Source organism: Burkholderia arboris (genome assembly GCF_902499125.1).
GTDB lineage: Bacteria > Pseudomonadota > Gammaproteobacteria > Burkholderiales > Burkholderiaceae > Burkholderia > Burkholderia arboris.
Map to the genome: position 1 here is coordinate 133,564 of NZ_CABVPX010000019.1, position 18,162 is coordinate 151,725.

The following is an 18,162-nucleotide window of genomic DNA, read 5'->3' on the forward strand; positions in this document are numbered from 1 at the left end:
CGACGATGGATCTCACCCTGCTCCGCGCCTTCGCGACGGTCGCGCGCGAAGGCAACCTGACGCGCGCCGCCGCGCAGCTGCACCTGACGCAGCCGGCCGTCAGCCTGCAGATCAAGCATCTGCAGGAAACGCTCGGCGTCACGCTGTTCACGCGCACGTCGCGCGGGCTCGCGCTCACGCGCGACGGCCAGACGCTGCTGCCGCATGCGGAGCGCGCGCTCGCCGCGGCTGCCGACGTGCAGCGCGCCGCTGCTGCGCTGCGGCACGAGGTGCGCGGCCGGCTGCGGATCGGCACGATCCTCGATCCGGGCTTCCTGCGGCTCGGCGGCTTCCTGCGCGCGCTGGTCGAAACCCACCCGCAGATCGAGACGGCGCTGCGGCACGGAATGTCGGGCTGGGTGATCGAACAGGTGCGCGCGCAGGCGCTCGACGTCGGCTACTACATCGGCCGGCCGGGTGAGGACGATCCGCTCGACGGCGCGCTGTTCCACACCGTCACGCTCACGCATTTCCAGTACCGCGTGCTCGCGCCGGCCGGCTGGAAGGAGCGCGTGCAGCGCGCGCACGACTGGCGCGCGCTCGCCGCGCTGCCGTGGATCTGGACGCCGCCCGCGTCCGCACACCACCGGCTGCTGTCGCGGCGTTTCGCGGACGCCGGCGCGCAACCCGTGAAGGTCGCCGAGGTCGACCAGGAGCAGTCGATGCTCGACCTCGTCAAATCGGGGATCGGATTGACGCTCGCGCGCGACTCGACCGCGCTGGCCGAAGCGCACGCGCATGCACTGACGATCGTCGAACGTGTGACGGTGCCGACCGAACTGACGTTCGTGACGCTCGCCGAGCGCCGCGACGAGCCGGCGATCGCGGCCGCGCTGCGGCTGATCGAGACGCAGTGGGCGATATGAGCGGCGCTGATGACGCGGCGTTCGCATGCGGACGCGTCATCGCGCCACACCGGCCGTCACGCCACCGTCTCCGCGTTTTTGCTAGATTGTGCGTTCGCACACCGCGAGACCCCGATTGAAGGAGACCCGCATGGCCCGCAACATCGAGATCAAAGCCCGCGCCCGTGAATTCGACCGGCTGCGCGAACAGGCTGCCAAGCTCGCGACCGAAGCGCCGCTGTTCTACCGCCAGCAGGATTTCTTCTACGACGTGCCGCGCGGCCGGCTGAAGCTGCGCCGCTTCGAGGACGGCACGCCGGCCGAACTGATCTTCTATCAGCGTGACGACCGCGACGGCCCGAAGGCTTCGTACTACACGCGCAGCCCCGTGACGAACGCCGACGCGATGCACGCGCTGCTCGCGACCGCGCTGACCACGCGCGGGATCGTGACGAAGGAACGGCACGTGTACCTCGCGGGCCGCACGCGCATCCATCTCGACCGCGTCGACGGCCTCGGCGACTTCATCGAACTGGAAGTCGTGCTCGGCCCTGACGACGACGAAGCCGGCGGCGAAGCCGAAGCGCACGACGTGTTCGCGAAGCTCGGCGTGGCGCAGGACGATCTCGTCGCGGTCGCGTATGTCGACCTGCTGAACGCCGACACGCAACACGAAGCGGCCTGATCCGGCCCCACCGGCGGCGGCCGCGCAGCGCGTGCCGCCTTCAGCGCGGCCGCCGCCCCGTCACTGCTTTATGCGGCGCCGGGCGCCAGATGCGCGAGCGGCAGCGCGCCGTTGCGCTTGAAGGTCGTCAGCACGATGTTCGAGCGCACGCTGTCGACGCCCGGCACGCGCATCAGCTTCTTCATCACGAACTGCGACAGCGCGTTCAGGTCCGGCGCGACGATCCGCAACAGGTAGTCGGCATCGCCCACCACCGCATGGCATTCGAGCACCTCGGGCAGCACGTCGATCTGCTGCTGGAACTGCTCGATGATCGAATCGCCGTGGTGCTTGAGCTTCAGGCTCGTGAACGCGGTGACGCCGAGCCCGAGCTTCTCCGGGCGCAGCATCACGCGGTAGCCTTCGATCACGCCAGCCGCCTCGAGCCGCTGCAGCCGCCGGCCGATCTGCGACGGCGACAGCGGCACCTCCTCGCCGAGCTGCTGATGCGTCGCGCGACCAAAGCGCTGCAACACGTCCAGCAGCGCGAGATCGAAATGATCGAGTTCCAGCATGAGCATTCTCCGCATTGATTCGTAATTTGATGCGCAATTATCGCATCAACAGGCGAATCAGCGCCAACTATGCGCCCATTCCGCGCGCCGCCCGCTCTACACTTGCATGGTTCCCAACCACAGCGTGCAGAGCCTCATCATGTCCACCGTCGTCACCGCGAAACTGCAGGAGCAGTTCGACGCGGGCCTCGAAACCCGCGCAGATTTCACCATCGACCAGCCGCTGCAGCGCTACGGCCAGGTCGACCACGCGGTGTGGAAGCAGCTCTATGCGCGCCAGTCGGCGCTGCTGCGCGGGCGTGCCTGCGACGCGTTCGTCGCGGGCCTCGGCAAGATCGACCTGCCGGCCGACCGCGTGCCGTCGTTCGCCGACGTGAACCGCCAGCTGAAACCCGCGACCGGCTGGGAGATCGTCGCGGTGCCGGGCCTTGTGCCCGATCGCGTGTTCTTCGAGCACCTCGCGAACCGGCGTTTCCCGGTCACCTGGTGGATGCGCCGCCCCGACCAGCTCGACTACCTGCAGGAACCCGACTGCTTCCACGACCTGTTCGGCCACGTGCCGCTGCTGATCGACCCGGTGTTCGCCGACTACATGCAGGCGTACGGCCGCACCGCGCTCGCGGTCGCCGACGACGAAGCGGCGCTGGCGCGACTCGCACGGCTCTACTGGTATACGGTGGAATTCGGACTGATCCGCGACCCGCGCGGCACCAACGGGCTGTCGATCTATGGCGCCGGAATCGTGTCGAGCAAGGGCGAGAGCCTGTACAGCCTCGAAAGCGCGGCGCCGAACCGGCTCGGTTTCGAGCTCGAGCGCGTGATGCGCACGAAGTACCGGATCGACACGTTCCAGAAGACCTACTTCGTGATCGACGATTTCGCGCAGCTGTTCGCGCTCGCCGACGTCGACGGCCGTGCACTGGCCGACCGGCTCGCGGCGCTGCCCGAATTCGCGGCCGGCGCGGTGCTGGATACCGATCGCGTGCTGCATCGCGGCACGGGCGAAGGCTGGCCCGCCGACGCCGACGCGTGACATGCCGGGTGCCGCAGCCGGCCGCCCGCCGCCGGTCACCCTTTCCGCAACTATGAAACAATGAACGGTGCCGGCTTCGCCGCGCGGCGCAGCCGTGCGCGGGTGCCGTTACCGAACGAGAGGTGCAAGATGATCCACAAGCTCACATCAGAAGAACGCAAGACCCGGCTCGAAGGCCTGCCGCTCTGGACGGCCGTGCCGGGCCGCGACGCAATCCAGCGCAGCCTGCGGTTCGCCGATTTCAACGAAGCCTTCGGCTTCATGACGCGCGTCGCGATCAAGGCGCAGGAAATGAACCACCATCCGGAATGGTTCAACGTGTACAACCGCGTCGACGTCACGCTGTCGACCCACGACGCCGACGGCCTGACCGAACGCGACATCGAACTCGCGCTGTTCATCGACCGCGCCGGCGCACACGCGCAACCGGCCGCCTGAGTCCCGCCTCTACCGCCGCGCATCTTTCGATGCGCGGCGCGTCAACTTTTCATTTCGATGAACGTTTTCTAGGATGTAGTGAGCGAAAGCCTTCAGCTTTCCAAGCCATCCTTAAGGCGCACGTAAGTCTCGTACGCTTTCCGCGCCTTGGGGTCCAAACCTTCCAGTTGCAGCGCGCCTTCGCGCTGTACAATCAGCAGCGCATACGGCTTGGAGAGCGCGCTGGCCTCTTCGCAGAGTTTGAGTTCGTCGCCGCTCGACGGCGAGCGGGCGCGCCAGAAATTGATCGCGGCTTCTAGGTCGTGGATCGAAATATCGGACATGATTGGATTTAATCGTTCGCTGGCCGCCATGCTTGATGTCAGGCGAAGCGGCGCCCCTGTGGAAACGGCGTCGTGCTGTCCGCGTGCCTGAACCGCCAACCCATTGTACTTGAGCGAACTTCATGCGACTCCTTCTGATCGAAGACGACCGCCCCATCGCACGCGGTATCCAGAGCAGCCTCGAGCAGGCTGGCTTCACCGTCGACATGGTGCATGACGGCATTTTTGCCGAACAGGCGCTGGCACAGAACCGCCACGAACTCGTGATCCTCGACCTCGGCCTGCCGGGCATCGACGGGATGACGCTGCTCACGCGCTTCCGCCAGACCAACCGCCACACGCCCGTGATCGTGCTGACCGCACGCGACGAGTTGAACGACCGGATCCAGGGCCTGAACTCGGGCGCCGACGACTACATGCTCAAGCCGTTCGAGCCGGCCGAGCTCGAAGCACGCATCCGCGCGGTGATGCGCCGCAGCGGCCCGCACAGCGACATGCCGCGTCCGGAAGTGTCGCTCGGCGGCGTCCGCCTGTCGGGCGTCGACCGCCGCATCTTCAACGACGACAAGCCGCTCGAACTGTCGCCGCGCGAATTCGCGGTGCTCGAAATGCTGCTGCTGCGTCACGGCCGCGTCGTCAGCAAGGCCCAGCTGCAGGATCACCTCACGCACTTTGGCGGCGATCTCGGCGACACCGCGATCGAAGTCTACGTGCACCGGGTGCGCAAGAAACTCGAGCAGTGCCGTGTCGAAATCGTCACGGTGCGCGGCTTCGGCTACCTGCTGCAGGAAATCCGCCAGACCGCGAGCGTCTGAGCCGGGCCACGCGCCGGCCGGCCGCGTGCCGCCGGCGTGCGCGCCCCGCTCCGTTTCGCCGCCCGGCGTACGACCGCGCCGCTCCCCGTGAGCGGCGCTTATCCATTTGCCCGTCGAAATGTCTCCTGATCCGGCTGTGACCACCAGCCTGCGCCGCTCGCTGCTCCGGCGCCTCGCCGCCCCGCTGTCGATGCTCGCGCTGATGAGCGGCCTGATCGCCTACTGGCTCGCGTGGCAATACACGCAGCACGTGATCGACCGCTCGCTCGCCGATCTCGCCACCGCCATCTCCAAACAGATCCAGATCGCCGGCCCCGACGCGCCGTTCACGGTGCCGCCGCTCGCGCAGGCGATGTTCTCCGATCCCGCCGAAGCGCTGATCTACCGGATCAGCGACGGCGAACAGGAACTCGCCGGCGATCCGAAACTGCCGCTGCAGGGCATCAACGTCCGCCGCATGCATCACGCGTACGTGTTCGAGGCCGAGTACGACAACCGCGCGGTGCGCGTCGCGCAGGTGCGCGTCGACGACGTCGAGGGCGGCAAGCCGATGGTCGTCGAAGTCGCGCAGCCGGTGCGGCACCGCTACCGGATCGCGGCCGAATTCCTCGTCGCGATCATGATGCCGCTGCTGCTGTTGCTGCTCGCGGGCTGGGGCATCGTGTGGCGCGTCGTGAACCAGCAGCTCGGCCCGCTCACGCATCTCGCCGATTCGCTGAACCGGCAGACCCACACGTCGCTGGAACCGGTCGACGAAACCGACGTGCCGCTGGAGATCCGGCCGCTGACGAGCGCGATGAACGCGCTGCTCGGCCGCCTGAAGACCGCGCTCGACGCGCAGCGCAAGTTCATCGCCGATGCCGCGCACCAGCTGCGCACGCCGCTCACGGCCGTGAAGCTGCACGCCGAACAGGCCGCCGTCGCGCGCGATCCGCACCAGACCTTCGCCGCGGTGCGCGAGCTGCGCGCGGCCGCCGACCGCGCGGTGCGGCTGTCGAACCAGCTGCTGTCGCTTGCCCGTGCGGAGCCGGGCGAACAGGCCGCACGCTTCGTCGACGTCGACCTTGCGGCGATGGCGTTCGAGACCGGTGCCGAATGGGTGCCGCGCGCGCTCGCGTCGCATGTCGACCTCGGCTTCCAGCGCACCGACGGCGCGGACGACGACGAAAAGCTGACCGTGCGCGGCAACCCCGTGCTGCTGCGCGAGGTGATCGCGAACCTGCTCGACAATGCGTTGAAATACGTGCCGCTCGCACGGCCGGACGGCGCACGGATCACGGTGAACGTTGCGCGCGGCGCGCTCGAAGACGGCCAGCCGGCCGCCGAGATCGTCGTCGAGGACAACGGCCCAGGCGTGCCCGCGAACCAGCAGGCCGACCTGTTCAAGCGCTTCTTCCGCGGCGACGCGCAAAGCGGCAACGGCGTCGAGACGGGTGCCGGGCTGGGCCTGGCGATCGTGCACGACATCATCGCAATGCATGGCGGCACCGTGTCGTACGAGGATGCGTCGGAGGGAGGGTCACGCTTCGTGGTGCGGGTGCCGCTCGCCGCTCATACGGAAAAGCCGGCCAGCGAAACGCCGGCCGCAGCGTCGACGCACTGAGCTTGGGCTGAACGAGTCGCGGCGGGCAACCGCCGGTCCGCCGGGCGGGCCGCGCGCCGGATACGGGAGGCAGGAAGGACGATCGCGACGCGGCAACCGTCCGCCAAAACAACAACGGCGGCGCATGGTGCGCCGCCGTCTGCGTTACTTCTTGCTCTTCTTGTCTTTCGACCTGGGCTCGGACTTGCCGTCCTTCTTGTCCTTCTTCTTTTTCTTCTTCCCGCCTTCATCCGGCGTCGCGAGCAGCGTGCCGCGGCACGACGGCGCGCCGCAATGGCACGCGTATTCGCGCTTGAGCGTCTTCGTCAGCTTCGTGTCGATCACGAGGCCGTAGTCGTAGAACAGCTCCTCTTCCGGCCCGATGTCGCGCAGCGCATGGATGAACACGCGGCCTTTGACTTCCTCGGCTTCGCAGTTCGGCGCGCACGAATGATTGATCCAGCGCGCACTGTTGCCATCGATCTTGCCGTCGATCACGCCGCCTTCGTCGAGTGCGAAGTAGAACGTATGGTTCGGCTCGCTCGGGTCGTGCGGATGGCGGCGCAACGCTTCCTTCCACGAGATTCGCTCGCCCTTGTATTCCACTACGCGCTCGCCGGCCTTGATCGGCGCCACGGCGAACACGCCCTTGCCGTGTACTCCCGAGCGGCGCACCGCGATCCTGCGTGAACTCATCGAACGAATCCTTGTGAAGACGACTTGAATGGAAGCGGCCGCGATCGCGGCCCGGCGTCGCACCAAACGAAAACGCGGCACCGGTTGGTGCCGCGTCGGGGCATGCGGCGAATCACCCGCATCCTACACGTTCACGATTGCTTCGTTCAACATCGCGCGCAATATTGCACGCCGGACGCTCAACGCTGGCCGAATGCGATGTCGCCGAACAACGCCTTGTGCTCGCGCGGCTGCGAACGCCAGTATTGCGGCGGCGCCGTCACCTGCGCGCCGAGCGCGGCCGCCGCATGCCACGGCCAGCGCGGGTCGTACAGCATTGCGCGCGCCATCGCGACGAAGTCGGCATCGCCGGATTCGATCAGCCGGTTCGCATGCTCGGGCTCGTTGATCAGGCCGACCGCCATCGTCGGCATGCCGACCGCACGCTTCACGGCCTGCGCGAACGGCACCTGGTAACCGGGCGACAGCGGAATCTTCTGCAGCGGCGACACGCCGCCGGACGACACGTCGATCCAGTCGCAGCCGCGCCGCTTCAGTTCGTGCGCGAACGCGATCGTATCGTCGAGCTCCCAGCCGCCTTCGACCCAGTCGGTCGCGGACACGCGCACGCCGACCGGCCGGTCCGCCGGAAACGCCGCGCGCACGATCTCGAAGATCTCGAGCGGAAAACGCATCCGGTTTTCGAGCGAGCCGCCGTATTCGTCGGTGCGCTGGTTCGCGAGCGGCGACAGGAACTGGTGTAGCAGGTAGCCGTGCGCCGCATGCACTTCGATCGCGTCGATCCCGAGCCGCGCGGCACGCTTCGCCGACGCGGCAAAGGCTTCGCGGATCCGGTTCAGGCCCGCGGCATCGAGTGCGAGCGGCGGCGTCTCGCCGTCCTTGTGCGGCACGGCCGACGGCCCGTGCGGCAACCAGCCGCCATCGGCAACCGATACCAGCTGACCACCCTCCCACGGCGCGGCGCTCGATGCCTTGCGCCCCGCATGCGACAGCTGCATCGCGATGCGAACCGGCGAATGCTTGCGGATCGCGGCCAGTACGGGCTTCAGCGCTGCTTCGGTCACGTCGTCCCAGAGGCCGAGGTCGCCGTGCGTGATGCGCCCGTCGGGCTCCACTGCCGTCGCCTCGATGCAGAGCAGCCCCGCGCCCGACAGCGCGAGATGGCCGAGGTGAATCATGTGCCAGTCGGTGGCCTCACCGCGTTCGGCCGAGTACTGGCACATCGGGGAAATCACGATCCGGTTCGGAAGGGTCACGCCGCGCAGCGTGAACGGAGAAAACAGCGCAGTCATGGAGGCCGCTCGCCTGGAAAGGGAAAGAGCGGACGAGCGTAGCACGCAGGCTTGAAGCGTGCAGACGGCGCAACCGGCAGTAAGCGGATGGTCAGGTGCGGCCGGCGGCAACGTGCCGGCCATGCGGAAAATGCGTGGCGTACAGCAGTGCGCCGGCCTGCAACGGATGCAGGCCGGGCCAAATCTTCGCGGCGGGCGGGGCCGCCCGCTGAGTTACAACCCGACGCTGTCGAGCCACTCCGCGAACATGCGCCGCGCGGCCGTTTCGAGTGCGGGGCCGTGCTGCACGGTATCGGCGCGCAACTGGCGGGCGTCGATGCCGGGCGTCGCCGCGATTTCGCCGGCGTTCGCGATCAGCCACGGTTCGAAGCGGTCGGTGCGGATTTCCGGATGGCATTGCAGCGCCAGCACGTGCTGCCCCCAAGCGAATGCCTGGTGGCGGCAGGCCGGCGTCGACGCGAGATGGATCGCCCCGCCCGGCAGGTCGAACGTATCGCCGTGCCAGTGGAGCATCGACGTCGCCGCGCCATCGAGATGACGCAGCGCCGACGCACGGCCGGCGTCGGTAAGCGTCAGCGGCGCCCAGCCGAGTTCGTGCTGCGCAGCCGGATAGACGCGCGCACCGAGCGCACGGGCGATGAACTGCGAGCCAAGGCAGATGCCGAGGATCGGCAGCCCCGCGTCGATACGCTGGCGCACGAGCGCAAGAAGCGGCGCGATCGTCGGATACTGCGCATCGTCGTACACGCTGATCGGCCCGCCGAGTACGACGAACAGCGACGGCTCGAGCACGTCGAGCACCTCGACCCGCGACGATCCGACGTCGACGTAGCGCACCCGCCTCCCCCGTTCGCCGAGCACCTGCTCGAAGCTCCCGAGATCCTCGAAATGCACATGGCGGATCGCCACGACTTCAGCGTTCATCATCGGCCTCCCGGTCGATCGACGGACGTCAGCCTGCGAAAATCTTCCAGGTCTTCTTCTGCGTTGCCGCGTCGGCTTCTTCCTGCACCGAGCAGTCGAGACGCAGATCGCTGTCCGACATCGAGATGTCGAGCGCCGCGCAGTGATGCACGGTCTTCTTCGACAACTTGCCCGGCTGGAAGTGGGCGCACGTCACGCACATGCGCTGCGGCGGCGTCGCACCGGCCACCTGCAGCTCGCGCAGCGTCTTCAGCAGCGCGCGGTACAGCGCGCCCTGCTCGTCCGCGCCGAGCTTGCCGACCGCTTTCGTCAGGAATTCAGGCCATTGCAGCGCCTTCTTCGCGGCCGTACGGCCACGCGCCGACAGACGCACGGCCAGTGCACGGCCGTCGTCCAGCGCACGGCGCTTCTCGACGAGCCCCTTCGTCTCGAGCGTGCTGACCGCATCGCTCGTGGTTGCCGCGGTGAGCTGCGTCTCGCGCGCGATCTCGCCGAGCCGCATCGGGCCCTTGCGCTGCAGCAGCAGCACGAGAATCTCGCCCTGCGTCGGCGTGAGGCCAGCGCCTTCCGCCCAATCCCATGCCTGGCTTCGCATGGCCGTACTCAACCGCAGCAGGCTGTGGGTCACACGTCCCGAAGCCTGGTTCCCGTAAACGCCTTCGCTCATAGTCTTTTCGCTTTGCCGCCGCCCGGGTTGCCGAGCGGCCGTAGTGTGGAGATCGAATGTCTATCTCAAAACAGACGCGCTCTCTCGAGTGCGTCAGCACGGCCGTCGCGAGGCACACGCGGCGGTCGCGTTCGCGGCGACCGGAGAGACACGCGTCGTTCCGGTGTCCGCAAAGCCGACATTCTAAGCGAGAGCGGAAAATCGCACAGCTAAGTTATCCCCTGCATTCTGTGGAAAATCGCTGGATAACTGAAATTTTTCGTTGTGCCTGCAATGCCGCGCGCCCGCGGAACGGGGCGCGCCAGCATTTTCCTGTTCGGATCGGCCATCGGTCGGATGGATTTGATCCACCGGGTTATCCCGTGCACAGGTCGTTGACTTTGCAGCGGAATATCGGGTTATCCACAGATTTTCAGGACGACTGGCAACGATTTCGGCCCGAAATGGCGCCGACCGCCGTTCAGCGAATCGCGATGCGGTCGAGCCTGCAATCTGCAAAACATTTTTTCATTCGCGCCAACGTAAGCACTGCTGCCGGACCGTCTCGTTCAGCGATTTTTCCTGTTTGAAAACGGTTCTCAACCACGATGCGTCGTTCACGCGTGCTTTCGCGAGCGCGCCGATCTCGTCGAGCGCCGCGCGCGAACCGAGTGCGGCCGCATGCGGCGCGATCCGGTCGAGCGTGTCGAGGATGTCTTCCGCGATCGTACGGCGTTCACCCGTCTGAGGATTCACGCAGGTGCCCTCGAGCCCGAAGCGGCACGCTTCGAAACGGTTGAACGTGTAGACGAGGTAGTCGTCCTCCGACAGCTTCAGCGGCCGGTCGGTCAGCAGGTAGCGCGCGAGCGTCTGGATGTAGCAGGCGATCGCCGCCGCGCGGTCGACCGACAGCGGCGTGTCCATCACGCGCACCTCGATCGTGCCGTAGCCGGGCTTCGGGCGGATGTCCCAGTAGAAGTCCTTCATCGAGTTGACGACACCCGTGTTCACCATCTTCGTGAAGTACTCCTCGAAGCTGTCCCAGGTCAGCACGAACGGCGCGCGGCCCGACAGCGGGAACGCGAACACCGAATTCAGGCGTGCCGAATGGAAGCCCGTGTCGACGTTCTGCACGAACGGCGACGACGCGGACAGCGCGATGAAGTGCGGAATGAAGCGCGACATCGAGTGCAGCAGGAACAGCGCGCTGTCCGGATCGGGACAGCCGATGTGCACGTGCTGGCCGAACACGGTGAACTGCTTCGCGAGATAACCGTACAGCTCGGAGATGTACTGGAAGCGCGGCGCATCGTAGATCTGCCGGTCGCTCCATTGCTGGAACGCATGCGTGCCGCCGCCGGCCAGCCCGACGTTGAGCTGGTCGGCCGCCTTCACGAGCACGTCGCGGATCGCATGCAGCTCGCTGACGGCCTGCTCGTGCGAATGGCAGATGCCGGTCGACAGCTCGATCATGCTCTCGGTGATTTCCGGCGTGATGTTGCCCGGAAAAGTCTCGCCCTGGATCAGGCGCATCAGGTCGGATGCCGCTTTGGTCAGGTCGTAGTTGTGCGTGTTGACGACCTGGATCTCCAGTTCGACGCCGAACGTGAACGGTTCGGAATTGACGAAGGTTTCGAGTGCCATGGCAGGTTCCGGAATCAGTTGCTGTCGCTGCGTTCACCGACCGCCGACAGGCAGCGGTAGACGACGAACGGGCTGACGAGCTGCAGGATCACGATCGAACACATCACGATCGCGCGCAGGTGCGGGTCGAAATTCGGGTAGAGCTGGTAGGTATCGTCGACGAGCAGGTACGACAGCGCGGACATCGGTGTCAGCGCGATGCCGAGCGCAATGCCCTGCTTCATCCCGAGGCCGCTCGGCTTCGCGAACGCGACGACGCCGGCCAGCTTCGCGGCGAGCCGCGTGACGATCAGCACGATCGCGAGCAGCCCGCCGAGCGCGATGTCGCCCCACGTGAACGACGTGAGTGTCAGCACGAACAGGACCACCGTCAGCAGCCAGCCGGCCGTGCCGAAATGCTCGGGCCACAGCTGCGGCCGCGCTTCGAGGTTCTTCACGATGATGCCGGCGAGCAGCAGCGTGAGCAGCGTCGACAGCTTCAATGCCTGTGCGACCGCGATCGCGAGCATCACGAGCCCGAACAGCGCGACGAACGAATGCTCGTCGCGCATCGTCGCGGTCATGTGGCGGAACAGGTAGTTGCACGAACGCGCAACGAGATACGCGACGATGAACGAACCGGCGATCAGGTAGAGCGGCTGCAGGACCGTCGCGAACACGTTGCCGTACGCTTCCTGGTGAAGCCAGCTCGTCACGAGCTTGGTCAGCACGATCGCGTACACGCTGTTGAGTGCGGTGAGCGTGATGAGGCGTTGCGACACCTGCCCTTCCGCGCGCAGCTCGGTCTTCAGCTGGATCACCATCGACGGTGACGTCGCGATCGCGATCGCCGACAGCACGAGCGCGACCATCCCCGACACGCCGAGCGCGAGCATCACGAACAGCACGAGTACGAACGTCAGCGTGGCTTCCGCGAGGCTCGACGCGACGAGCCACGGATTGCGCCGGATCCAGCGCAAATCGAGGCGGCTGCCGAGTTCGAACAGCAGCAGACCGAGCGCGACGTCCATCAGCAGCCGCGACGTTTCGTCGGTGCTGGCGTCGATCACGCCGAATCCGAACGAACCGGCGATCAGGCCGATCACGGCATAGCCTGTGATGCGTGGCAGACGCCACGCGCGATAGCACAGCTCGCCACACAGGCCGGCCGCGAACAACGCGAGCCCGGCCCAGAACACGGCATCCGGCGCGAGCGGCCAGTTGGGCAGGAATGAGAACGCCGACTTCATCGTGGTGACTTCTCCTTTGGAAGCAACCGCCAGCGACGCGGGGTCAAGCGTCAGAAATGGATGCGCGCCGGCTGGGTATCGCCCCGAATGTGATTGTTGTGGTCGACGACGGCGGTACGTGGGATCCGCCTGTTCCGCCACAGGGCGGAACGTCGTTCAGGTTGCCGATCTGGATTGTCGGCCTGGTGTGTGAACGGACAGCGCAGTCTCGAAGATTCAGATTCGAAATCATGCCGACCGTTCCATTGAAGCATGTCCGGCGCCTGGCCGAACGAACGCGAAGGAAACCGATTGTGCCACAGCTTTTTCGCTCTGGAACCGATTGAATCGACTCGCGGCGCTGTGCGGCACCGCAGGTCTTTGGTTTCAAAGGTTTACTTGTATATATACATAGTAGAAGTTAACAAAGGCCGCACAGTTCTGTGGATAACTTCGGTTTACGCTGATGGATCAAGGCCTTGGCGAAACCATAACCGGTTGCACAGGCTGTTCGTGCACAGACATTTGAGTTGAGCAACTTTCGGGCCGCCGCACAGCTGTGCCGAGTTGCCCAGTTTACGTCCACTGTGATTGCACACGAAGTGCGCGCGGATTCCGCGCGGTTATCCACAGCGTTGCGTGGATAACCTTGCGCGAAGAAATCGGGAGACTGTGAGCGATTTGCGTGCCGGTCAGCCGGCGGAACCGACGCGGCGTGCGCGCAAGGCGCGGATCAGGAAGCGTGCGGGGTCGACGGCGTCGGCGAGTTCGCGCTCGAGCGGCCACGGTTCGCCTTCGAGTTGCGACGCGATCAGTTCGGCACCGAGCGCGGCCCATACGAGGCCGCGCGAGCCGAAGCCGAATGCGCCGTAGAGGCCGGGCATGCGCGGCAAGTCGCGCGCCTGCGCGCCACCCAGCGCGCGTGCGTTCGCGAGGGCTTGCGCTTCGTCGGCGAGCGGGCCGAAGAGCGGCAGGCGGTCGCCGACGACCCAGCGGAACGCGACGCGGCCGCGCAGCGTGGCAGGCTCCGGCAGGTCGCCGATCAGGCCCGGCAGCAGGTGCCGCACACGATCGAGGTTTTCGACGTGGCCGGCCACGCGCATCGCGGGATCGATGTCGTCGGGTTCGAACGTGGCGCCGATCAGCAGCGTGCCGTCGTCGAGCGGCACCGCGTAACCGTCGCCGATCGTCGGGCACGGCAGCGTCGCCGTGGTGCCCGGCGGCAGCAGCGTGAGCTGGCCGCGTACCGGTTGCAGCGCGACATGCTGCAACCCGGCAAGACGCGCAGCGTCGCCCGCGTTCGCGAGCACGACGACGGGCGCTTCGGCGAGCGTTGCACCCGTGTCGTCGAGCGCGTGCCATCCATCGCCGCGCCGCTCGAGCCGCGCGACGCCGGTCGATGCAAGCAGGCGTACGCGCTCGCCGGCCGCCGCGCATTGCGCGGCACACAGCGCGGCCGGCCAGACGGCGCCACCGTGCGGAAACAGCAGGCCGCCATGCGCGACCGGCAGATTCAGATGCGCACGCGCGGCATCGGCATCGAGCAACGTCACATAGTCGGACGGCGCGCCGAACGCATCGAATGCATCGCGCATCCGCGCGAAGTCGTCGGCCGATTCGGCGAGATGAATCATCCCGTGCGTGCTGCGTGCGAATGCATGACCCGCGCGTTCGAGTGTGCGCCAGCGCGTGAGCGCGTGCAGGAAGCCACTGCGTGTGAGGCGGCTCGCGACGTTGTCGTCGCGTGTCATCAGTGGATGGAATACGCCGGCAGGATTGCCGGATGCCTCGCTCGCGATCCGTTCGTGCCGCTCGATCAATGTCACGTCCCAGCCGCGCGCTGCCAGGCGTTCGACGACGGCGCAACCGGCGAGGCCCGCGCCGATCACGATCGCGCGGCGCGTCGCAACGGGCAGCGCACGCGGCGGTTCGTGCCGGCGCGCGCGCCAGCGCGGCGCATAGTCGCCGACGAGACGACCGTCGACTTCGCGGAACGTGAAACCTGTTTCGCCGAGGGCGTGCTTCATGTCGCCGGAACTTGCATGCGCCGCAAACGTTGCATCGTCACCGGCCATCTTCGCGAGTGCGCGGACCGCGTCGTTCGATGCCGCGGCGCCTTCGAGATAGAACGCATCGGCGCGCACGACAAGCTTCTTCAACGTGTCGAGCGCATCGCCGAACGCAAGCGTGAGCACCACGCGCCCTTCGTCGAATTCGAGCCGGTGCAGGCCCGGCACGAGCATCGGCCATGCGTCGATCAATCCATCGGCATCCGCCGAAATGGTTGTGTTAGCAACCATATGGGCAACCGCACTGCGGAGGTCTTCGCGCGAGAACGGATGCGGTTCGACCGCGACGTAATGCAGCCGCTCGCAGCGCGCGGGGTCGTCGCGCCAAGCGGCCCAGGTCGCGAGGAAGCCGGCGCCGGCGCCGAATGCCGTCGCGACGACCGTGAACGTGCGGCGCTGCTGCCAGCGCGCCGGCAGCCCGTTTCCCGCGACGAACGCGTGATGCGCGAGCGCGCCTGACGCGCTGCGATGAAGCTCGCCGAACTCGGGCGAGACGAGCGTGCCGTCGTCGCGAAGGGCGAGCGAGGCGGGAACAAGTCGGTCGGGCATGCGAAACAAAAAACGTGGCAGCCAAGCCTGGCAAGGGATTGCGCGGAGCCGTCCGCGCGGCCGTTGGAAATGGGCAACGGCGCGGCGCACGGGCGGACCGCGCTGTGTATCCGGTCCGGTTGGCGCAGGTCAAAAAATGGGCAATCGACGATTCATTCGGCGAAATACCGATGAAAATCTTTGAAACCCTTGTCGTTATTGGGTTTGCGCTGCGCTATCATAGCAACGCCGTACCGCGGGGTGGCCGCCGGCAAACCGGAGGGCGCGTCGCGCGGGCCAGGATTCGGCGCTGTGTCGTCGGAGTCTGACTCTCGACGGCACGGTTCGCGCACGTATAATCGGCGCGTTCGCGCTGTTCGTGTCAACCTAACCTGATAAAGGAACCTTAATGAACAAACAGGAACTGATCGACGCCGTCGCCGCCCAAACGGGCGCCAGCAAGGCTCAAACCGGCGAAACGCTGGACACGCTGCTCGAAGTCATCAAGAAGGCCGTGTCGAAGGGTGATGCGGTTCAGCTGATCGGCTTCGGCAGCTTCGGTTCGGGCAAGCGCGCAGCACGTACGGGCCGCAACCCGAAGACGGGCGAAACCATCAAGATCCCGGCAGCCAAGACGGTCAAGTTCACGGCTGGCAAGGCGTTCAAGGACGCCGTCAACAAGCGTTAAACCAGCGCCTGTTCCAAGAAAAACCCGCCTCTCGGCGGGTTTTTTGTTGGGCGCGCGCGGCATTTTCGCCACAGTCCGCGCCGCTCTTGCAAAAGTTAACGGTTACTTTTACAAGCCGTTACCACGGGATCACGCGTGCACGATCTGCGTGTCGCCGTGATCGTCGTCGTCGTGCGAATCGACATCCCACGCCGGGAACGGATCGTCGAACGCGGCCCATCCCGCCGCGCCGAGTGCGAATTCCGCATCGGTCAGCAGGCACGCATCGAGTTTCGTACGCCACGCGTCGGCGTCGAGCGCGATGCCGATCAGCACGAGTTCCTGCCGGCGATCGCCCACCGCGCGATCGTCGAGATCGCCCAGCCATTCGGCGCGGATTTCGTCGAGCAGCTCGTCGTCGTCCGGCCATTCCGCACGATCCTGCGCGGCCCACCACAGACCCGCCGGGCCATGCCGGCATACGCCGCCTGCCTGCGACAGCGAACCGGCGATATCGTTGCGCGTCGCGAGCCAGAAGAAGCCCTTGCTGCGCAGCACGCCCGGCCACTCCTGATGCAGCAGCGCCCAGAGTCGTGCCGGGTGAAACGGCCGGCGCGCGCGGTAAACAAAATTGCCGATGCCGAATTCGTCGGCTTCGCCGTGCACGTGCGCATGATGTGCGTCATGGCAATCGGGGTCGTCGCAATGCGTGTGATCGTGATCGAGCGACGCGAGCCAGCCGGGTGCGTTCGCGGCTTCGTCGAAATCGAAGCGGCCGGTGTTCAGCACTTCGTCGAGCGGCACGTTGCCGAACGTCGACACGACCTGGTGCGCGCGCGGGTTGAGCCGCGCGAGGATGTGCTGCAGCCGCGCGAGATCGTCGGCGCTGACGAGGTCGGCCTTGTTGATCACCAGCACGTCGCAGAATTCGATCTGCTCGATCAGCAGCTCGACGAGCGTGCGGTCGTCTTCTTCCGACGCGGCGATGCCGCGCGTCGCGAGCGCGTCGTCGGAGCCGTAGTCGCGCAGGAAGTTGTACGCGTCGACCACGGTGACGAGCGTATCGAGCCGCGCGACGGCCGACAGCGACGTGCCGTCGTCGTCGACGAACGTGAAGGTCTCGGCGATCGGCATCGGCTCCGCGATACCGGTCGATTCGATCATGATCGCGTCGAAGCGGCCTTCGGATGCGAGGTTGCGGATCTCGACGAGCAGGTCGTCGCGCAGCGTGCAGCAGATGCAGCCGTTCGACATTTCGACGAGGCGTTCCTCGACGTGCGACAGTGCCTGCGCATCGCGCACGAGCGACGCGTCGATGTTGACCGCCGCGAGATCGTTGACGATCACGGCGACTTTCAGGCCCGCGCGGTTCGCGAGGACGTGGTTGAGCAGCGTGGTCTTGCCGGCGCCGAGGAAGCCCGACAGCACGGTGACGGGCAACGGCTGGTTCATTGCCGGATTCATGATGATATGCACCAACGGTAAAGATGAAAAAGCGGCCGCGGCGCCCTTCCGGGGCGCGATCGGCCCGCGGACGGGCGAAGTTGCGGCGTGAGATCCGCATTGTGCATCAAACGCGCGCCGGCCGGCCGGCACGGCGTCAGGCCGCGATGCGGCGCAACGTCATTGCACGGGCGGCAGCAGCTTCCATTGCGTCAGGATGCCGGCGATCTGCCGCGCGTACTTGTCGCGCAGCGACGGCGTTTCCGAATGATAGGCGCCGACGGCCTGCCACGTGTTGCCGTAGCGGTTCATCTTCTGCTTCAGATGCCACGCGGCGATGTACACGTTCTTGCACGGCTCCATCAGCGTGTCGCGGCCGATCCCGAAGCGCGACAGTGCAGGCAGATGAATCGAATTGATCTGCATCAGGCCGTAGTCGACCGAGCCGTTCGTATTCTTGTTCAGCGCGTCGGGCCGGTTGCGCGACTCCTGCCAGGCGATCGCGCGCAGGATCAGCGGATTGACCTGCTGATATTTAGCCGCTTCGTCGAAACAATCCGCACGAGCGTTTGCGCTGGCGAACCACGCGCCAGCGGCGATCAACGCGATCGAAGCGAACCGTCGTCTGTTCATCGTGCGGAAACGAAAAGGAATTTCGCGAAGCTCGGGAAAACCCGTGCCTGTTATTAGTGCGACGAGAAACGCGTCGCCCGTATCATACCGGCAGACCG

18 protein-coding genes are annotated in these 18,162 nt (G+C 66.3%); 7 read left to right on the forward strand and 11 right to left on the reverse strand.

Annotated features, from left to right (window positions below; genetic code table 11):
• Nucleotides 1–5: 5 nt before the first annotated feature.
• Together BLA15945_RS22875 and BLA15945_RS22880 are read left to right on the forward strand one after the other, a co-directional pair.
• On the forward strand, nucleotides 6–905 hold the full coding sequence (locus BLA15945_RS22875; protein ID WP_059232809.1) for a LysR family transcriptional regulator: 900 nt from the start codon (nucleotides 6–8) through the stop codon (nucleotides 903–905).
• Between the two features lie 130 nt (nucleotides 906–1,035).
• A complete protein-coding gene (locus BLA15945_RS22880) occupies nucleotides 1,036–1,569 on the forward strand; it encodes a class IV adenylate cyclase (RefSeq protein ID WP_174993441.1) in 534 nt (177 codons plus the stop codon).
• Nucleotides 1,570–1,637: 68 nt separating this feature from the next.
• On the opposite strand, the gene BLA15945_RS22885 is transcribed toward BLA15945_RS22880, so the two are convergent.
• On the reverse strand, nucleotides 1,638–2,123 hold the full coding sequence (locus BLA15945_RS22885; RefSeq protein ID WP_006408082.1) for an Lrp/AsnC family transcriptional regulator: 486 nt from the start codon (nucleotides 2,121–2,123) through the stop codon (nucleotides 1,638–1,640).
• Between the two features lie 106 nt (nucleotides 2,124–2,229).
• Between BLA15945_RS22885 and phhA the strand changes: the two genes are divergently transcribed.
• Nucleotides 2,230–3,156, forward strand: a complete 927-nt coding sequence (gene phhA / locus BLA15945_RS22890; RefSeq protein WP_174993442.1) for a phenylalanine 4-monooxygenase — start codon at nucleotides 2,230–2,232, stop codon at nucleotides 3,154–3,156.
• Between the two features lie 60 nt (nucleotides 3,157–3,216).
• Nucleotides 3,217–3,594 carry a 4a-hydroxytetrahydrobiopterin dehydratase gene (locus BLA15945_RS22895; protein ID WP_265095824.1) on the forward strand — a complete coding sequence of 126 codons (378 nt, stop codon included), beginning with the start codon at nucleotides 3,217–3,219 and terminating at the stop codon, nucleotides 3,592–3,594.
• A 92-nt stretch (nucleotides 3,595–3,686) separates the two neighbouring features.
• Here BLA15945_RS22895 and BLA15945_RS22900 read toward each other — a convergent pair whose 3' ends face one another.
• Nucleotides 3,687–3,917, reverse strand: coding sequence for a DUF3717 domain-containing protein (locus BLA15945_RS22900; RefSeq protein WP_006756491.1), 231 nt, complete (start codon nucleotides 3,915–3,917; stop codon nucleotides 3,687–3,689).
• A 122-nt stretch (nucleotides 3,918–4,039) separates the two neighbouring features.
• Here BLA15945_RS22900 and BLA15945_RS22905 point away from each other — a divergent pair, with 122 nt between their 5' ends.
• Entirely contained in the window at nucleotides 4,040–4,732 is a 693-nt protein-coding gene (locus BLA15945_RS22905) for a response regulator (protein ID WP_006401494.1), read from the forward strand.
• A gap of 118 nt (nucleotides 4,733–4,850) precedes the next feature.
• Nucleotides 4,851–6,335, forward strand: a complete 1,485-nt coding sequence (locus tag BLA15945_RS22910; RefSeq protein ID WP_059232811.1) for a sensor histidine kinase — start codon at nucleotides 4,851–4,853, stop codon at nucleotides 6,333–6,335.
• A gap of 144 nt (nucleotides 6,336–6,479) precedes the next feature.
• On the opposite strand, the gene BLA15945_RS22915 is transcribed toward BLA15945_RS22910, so the two are convergent.
• From BLA15945_RS22915 to mnmC, 7 genes are all read right to left on the reverse strand, one after another.
• Entirely contained in the window at nucleotides 6,480–7,010 is a 531-nt protein-coding gene (locus BLA15945_RS22915) for an SET domain-containing protein (RefSeq protein WP_059232812.1), read from the reverse strand.
• Nucleotides 7,011–7,189: 179 nt separating this feature from the next.
• A complete protein-coding gene (locus BLA15945_RS22920) occupies nucleotides 7,190–8,302 on the reverse strand; it encodes an NADH:flavin oxidoreductase/NADH oxidase (RefSeq protein WP_059232813.1) in 1,113 nt (370 codons plus the stop codon).
• A 213-nt stretch (nucleotides 8,303–8,515) separates the two neighbouring features.
• Nucleotides 8,516–9,226, reverse strand: a complete 711-nt coding sequence (locus BLA15945_RS22925; protein WP_059236543.1) for a glutamine amidotransferase — start codon at nucleotides 9,224–9,226, stop codon at nucleotides 8,516–8,518.
• Nucleotides 9,227–9,254: 28 nt separating this feature from the next.
• Entirely contained in the window at nucleotides 9,255–9,893 is a 639-nt protein-coding gene (locus tag BLA15945_RS22930; protein WP_043184842.1) for a MarR family winged helix-turn-helix transcriptional regulator, read from the reverse strand.
• 507 nt (nucleotides 9,894–10,400) lie between these two features.
• Entirely contained in the window at nucleotides 10,401–11,516 is a 1,116-nt protein-coding gene (locus BLA15945_RS22935) for a YbdK family carboxylate-amine ligase (protein WP_006490006.1), read from the reverse strand.
• Between the two features lie 14 nt (nucleotides 11,517–11,530).
• Complete coding sequence (locus tag BLA15945_RS22940; protein WP_059232814.1) at nucleotides 11,531–12,745, reverse strand: cation:proton antiporter; 1,215 nt, start codon at nucleotides 12,743–12,745, stop codon at nucleotides 11,531–11,533.
• Between the two features lie 671 nt (nucleotides 12,746–13,416).
• Nucleotides 13,417–15,342, reverse strand: coding sequence for a bifunctional tRNA (5-methylaminomethyl-2-thiouridine)(34)-methyltransferase MnmD/FAD-dependent 5-carboxymethylaminomethyl-2-thiouridine(34) oxidoreductase MnmC (gene mnmC, locus BLA15945_RS22945; RefSeq protein ID WP_174993443.1), 1,926 nt, complete (start codon nucleotides 15,340–15,342; stop codon nucleotides 13,417–13,419).
• Nucleotides 15,343–15,730: 388 nt separating this feature from the next.
• On the opposite strand from mnmC, the gene BLA15945_RS22950 reads away from it, so the two are divergent.
• On the forward strand, nucleotides 15,731–16,009 hold the full coding sequence (locus BLA15945_RS22950; RefSeq protein ID WP_006401505.1) for an HU family DNA-binding protein: 279 nt from the start codon (nucleotides 15,731–15,733) through the stop codon (nucleotides 16,007–16,009).
• Nucleotides 16,010–16,138: 129 nt separating this feature from the next.
• Here the strand turns inward: BLA15945_RS22950 and BLA15945_RS22955 are convergent, their stop codons facing one another.
• Nucleotides 16,139–17,452: a GTP-binding protein gene (locus tag BLA15945_RS22955; RefSeq protein ID WP_059236545.1), complete on the reverse strand. Its 1,314-nt coding sequence runs from the start codon at nucleotides 17,450–17,452 to the stop codon at nucleotides 16,139–16,141.
• A 159-nt stretch (nucleotides 17,453–17,611) separates the two neighbouring features.
• Complete coding sequence (locus BLA15945_RS22960; protein ID WP_059232816.1) at nucleotides 17,612–18,064, reverse strand: lytic transglycosylase domain-containing protein; 453 nt, start codon at nucleotides 18,062–18,064, stop codon at nucleotides 17,612–17,614.
• Nucleotides 18,065–18,162: the final 98 nt, after the last annotated feature.

Excerpts from the sequence above, each read along its gene's own strand:
- BLA15945_RS22960 (WP_059232816.1), bottom strand. The coding sequence starts at position 18,064 with ATGAACAGACGACGGTTCGCTTCGATCGCGTTGATCGCCGCTGGCGCG.
- BLA15945_RS22895 (WP_265095824.1), top strand. The coding sequence starts at position 3,217 with ATGAACGGTGCCGGCTTCGCCGCGCGGCGCAGCCGTGCGCGGGTGCCG.
- BLA15945_RS22925 (WP_059236543.1), bottom strand. The coding sequence starts at position 9,226 with ATGAACGCTGAAGTCGTGGCGATCCGCCATGTGCATTTCGAGGATCTC.
- BLA15945_RS22915 (WP_059232812.1), bottom strand. The coding sequence starts at position 7,010 with ATGAGTTCACGCAGGATCGCGGTGCGCCGCTCGGGAGTACACGGCAAG.
- BLA15945_RS22920 (WP_059232813.1), bottom strand. The coding sequence starts at position 8,302 with ATGACTGCGCTGTTTTCTCCGTTCACGCTGCGCGGCGTGACCCTTCCG.
- BLA15945_RS22950 (WP_006401505.1), top strand. The coding sequence starts at position 15,731 with ATGAACAAACAGGAACTGATCGACGCCGTCGCCGCCCAAACGGGCGCC.
- BLA15945_RS22930 (WP_043184842.1), bottom strand. The coding sequence starts at position 9,893 with ATGAGCGAAGGCGTTTACGGGAACCAGGCTTCGGGACGTGTGACCCAC.
- BLA15945_RS22955 (WP_059236545.1), bottom strand. The coding sequence starts at position 17,452 with ATGAATCCGGCAATGAACCAGCCGTTGCCCGTCACCGTGCTGTCGGGC.
- mnmC (WP_174993443.1), bottom strand. The coding sequence starts at position 15,342 with ATGCCCGACCGACTTGTTCCCGCCTCGCTCGCCCTTCGCGACGACGGC.
- BLA15945_RS22900 (WP_006756491.1), bottom strand. The coding sequence starts at position 3,917 with ATGTCCGATATTTCGATCCACGACCTAGAAGCCGCGATCAATTTCTGG.
- BLA15945_RS22905 (WP_006401494.1), top strand. The coding sequence starts at position 4,040 with ATGCGACTCCTTCTGATCGAAGACGACCGCCCCATCGCACGCGGTATC.
- BLA15945_RS22910 (WP_059232811.1), top strand. The coding sequence starts at position 4,851 with ATGTCTCCTGATCCGGCTGTGACCACCAGCCTGCGCCGCTCGCTGCTC.
- phhA (WP_174993442.1), top strand. The coding sequence starts at position 2,230 with ATGGTTCCCAACCACAGCGTGCAGAGCCTCATCATGTCCACCGTCGTC.
- BLA15945_RS22940 (WP_059232814.1), bottom strand. The coding sequence starts at position 12,745 with ATGAAGTCGGCGTTCTCATTCCTGCCCAACTGGCCGCTCGCGCCGGAT.
- BLA15945_RS22875 (WP_059232809.1), top strand. The coding sequence starts at position 6 with ATGGATCTCACCCTGCTCCGCGCCTTCGCGACGGTCGCGCGCGAAGGC.
- BLA15945_RS22885 (WP_006408082.1), bottom strand. The coding sequence starts at position 2,123 with ATGCTGGAACTCGATCATTTCGATCTCGCGCTGCTGGACGTGTTGCAG.
- BLA15945_RS22935 (WP_006490006.1), bottom strand. The coding sequence starts at position 11,516 with ATGGCACTCGAAACCTTCGTCAATTCCGAACCGTTCACGTTCGGCGTC.
- BLA15945_RS22880 (WP_174993441.1), top strand. The coding sequence starts at position 1,036 with ATGGCCCGCAACATCGAGATCAAAGCCCGCGCCCGTGAATTCGACCGG.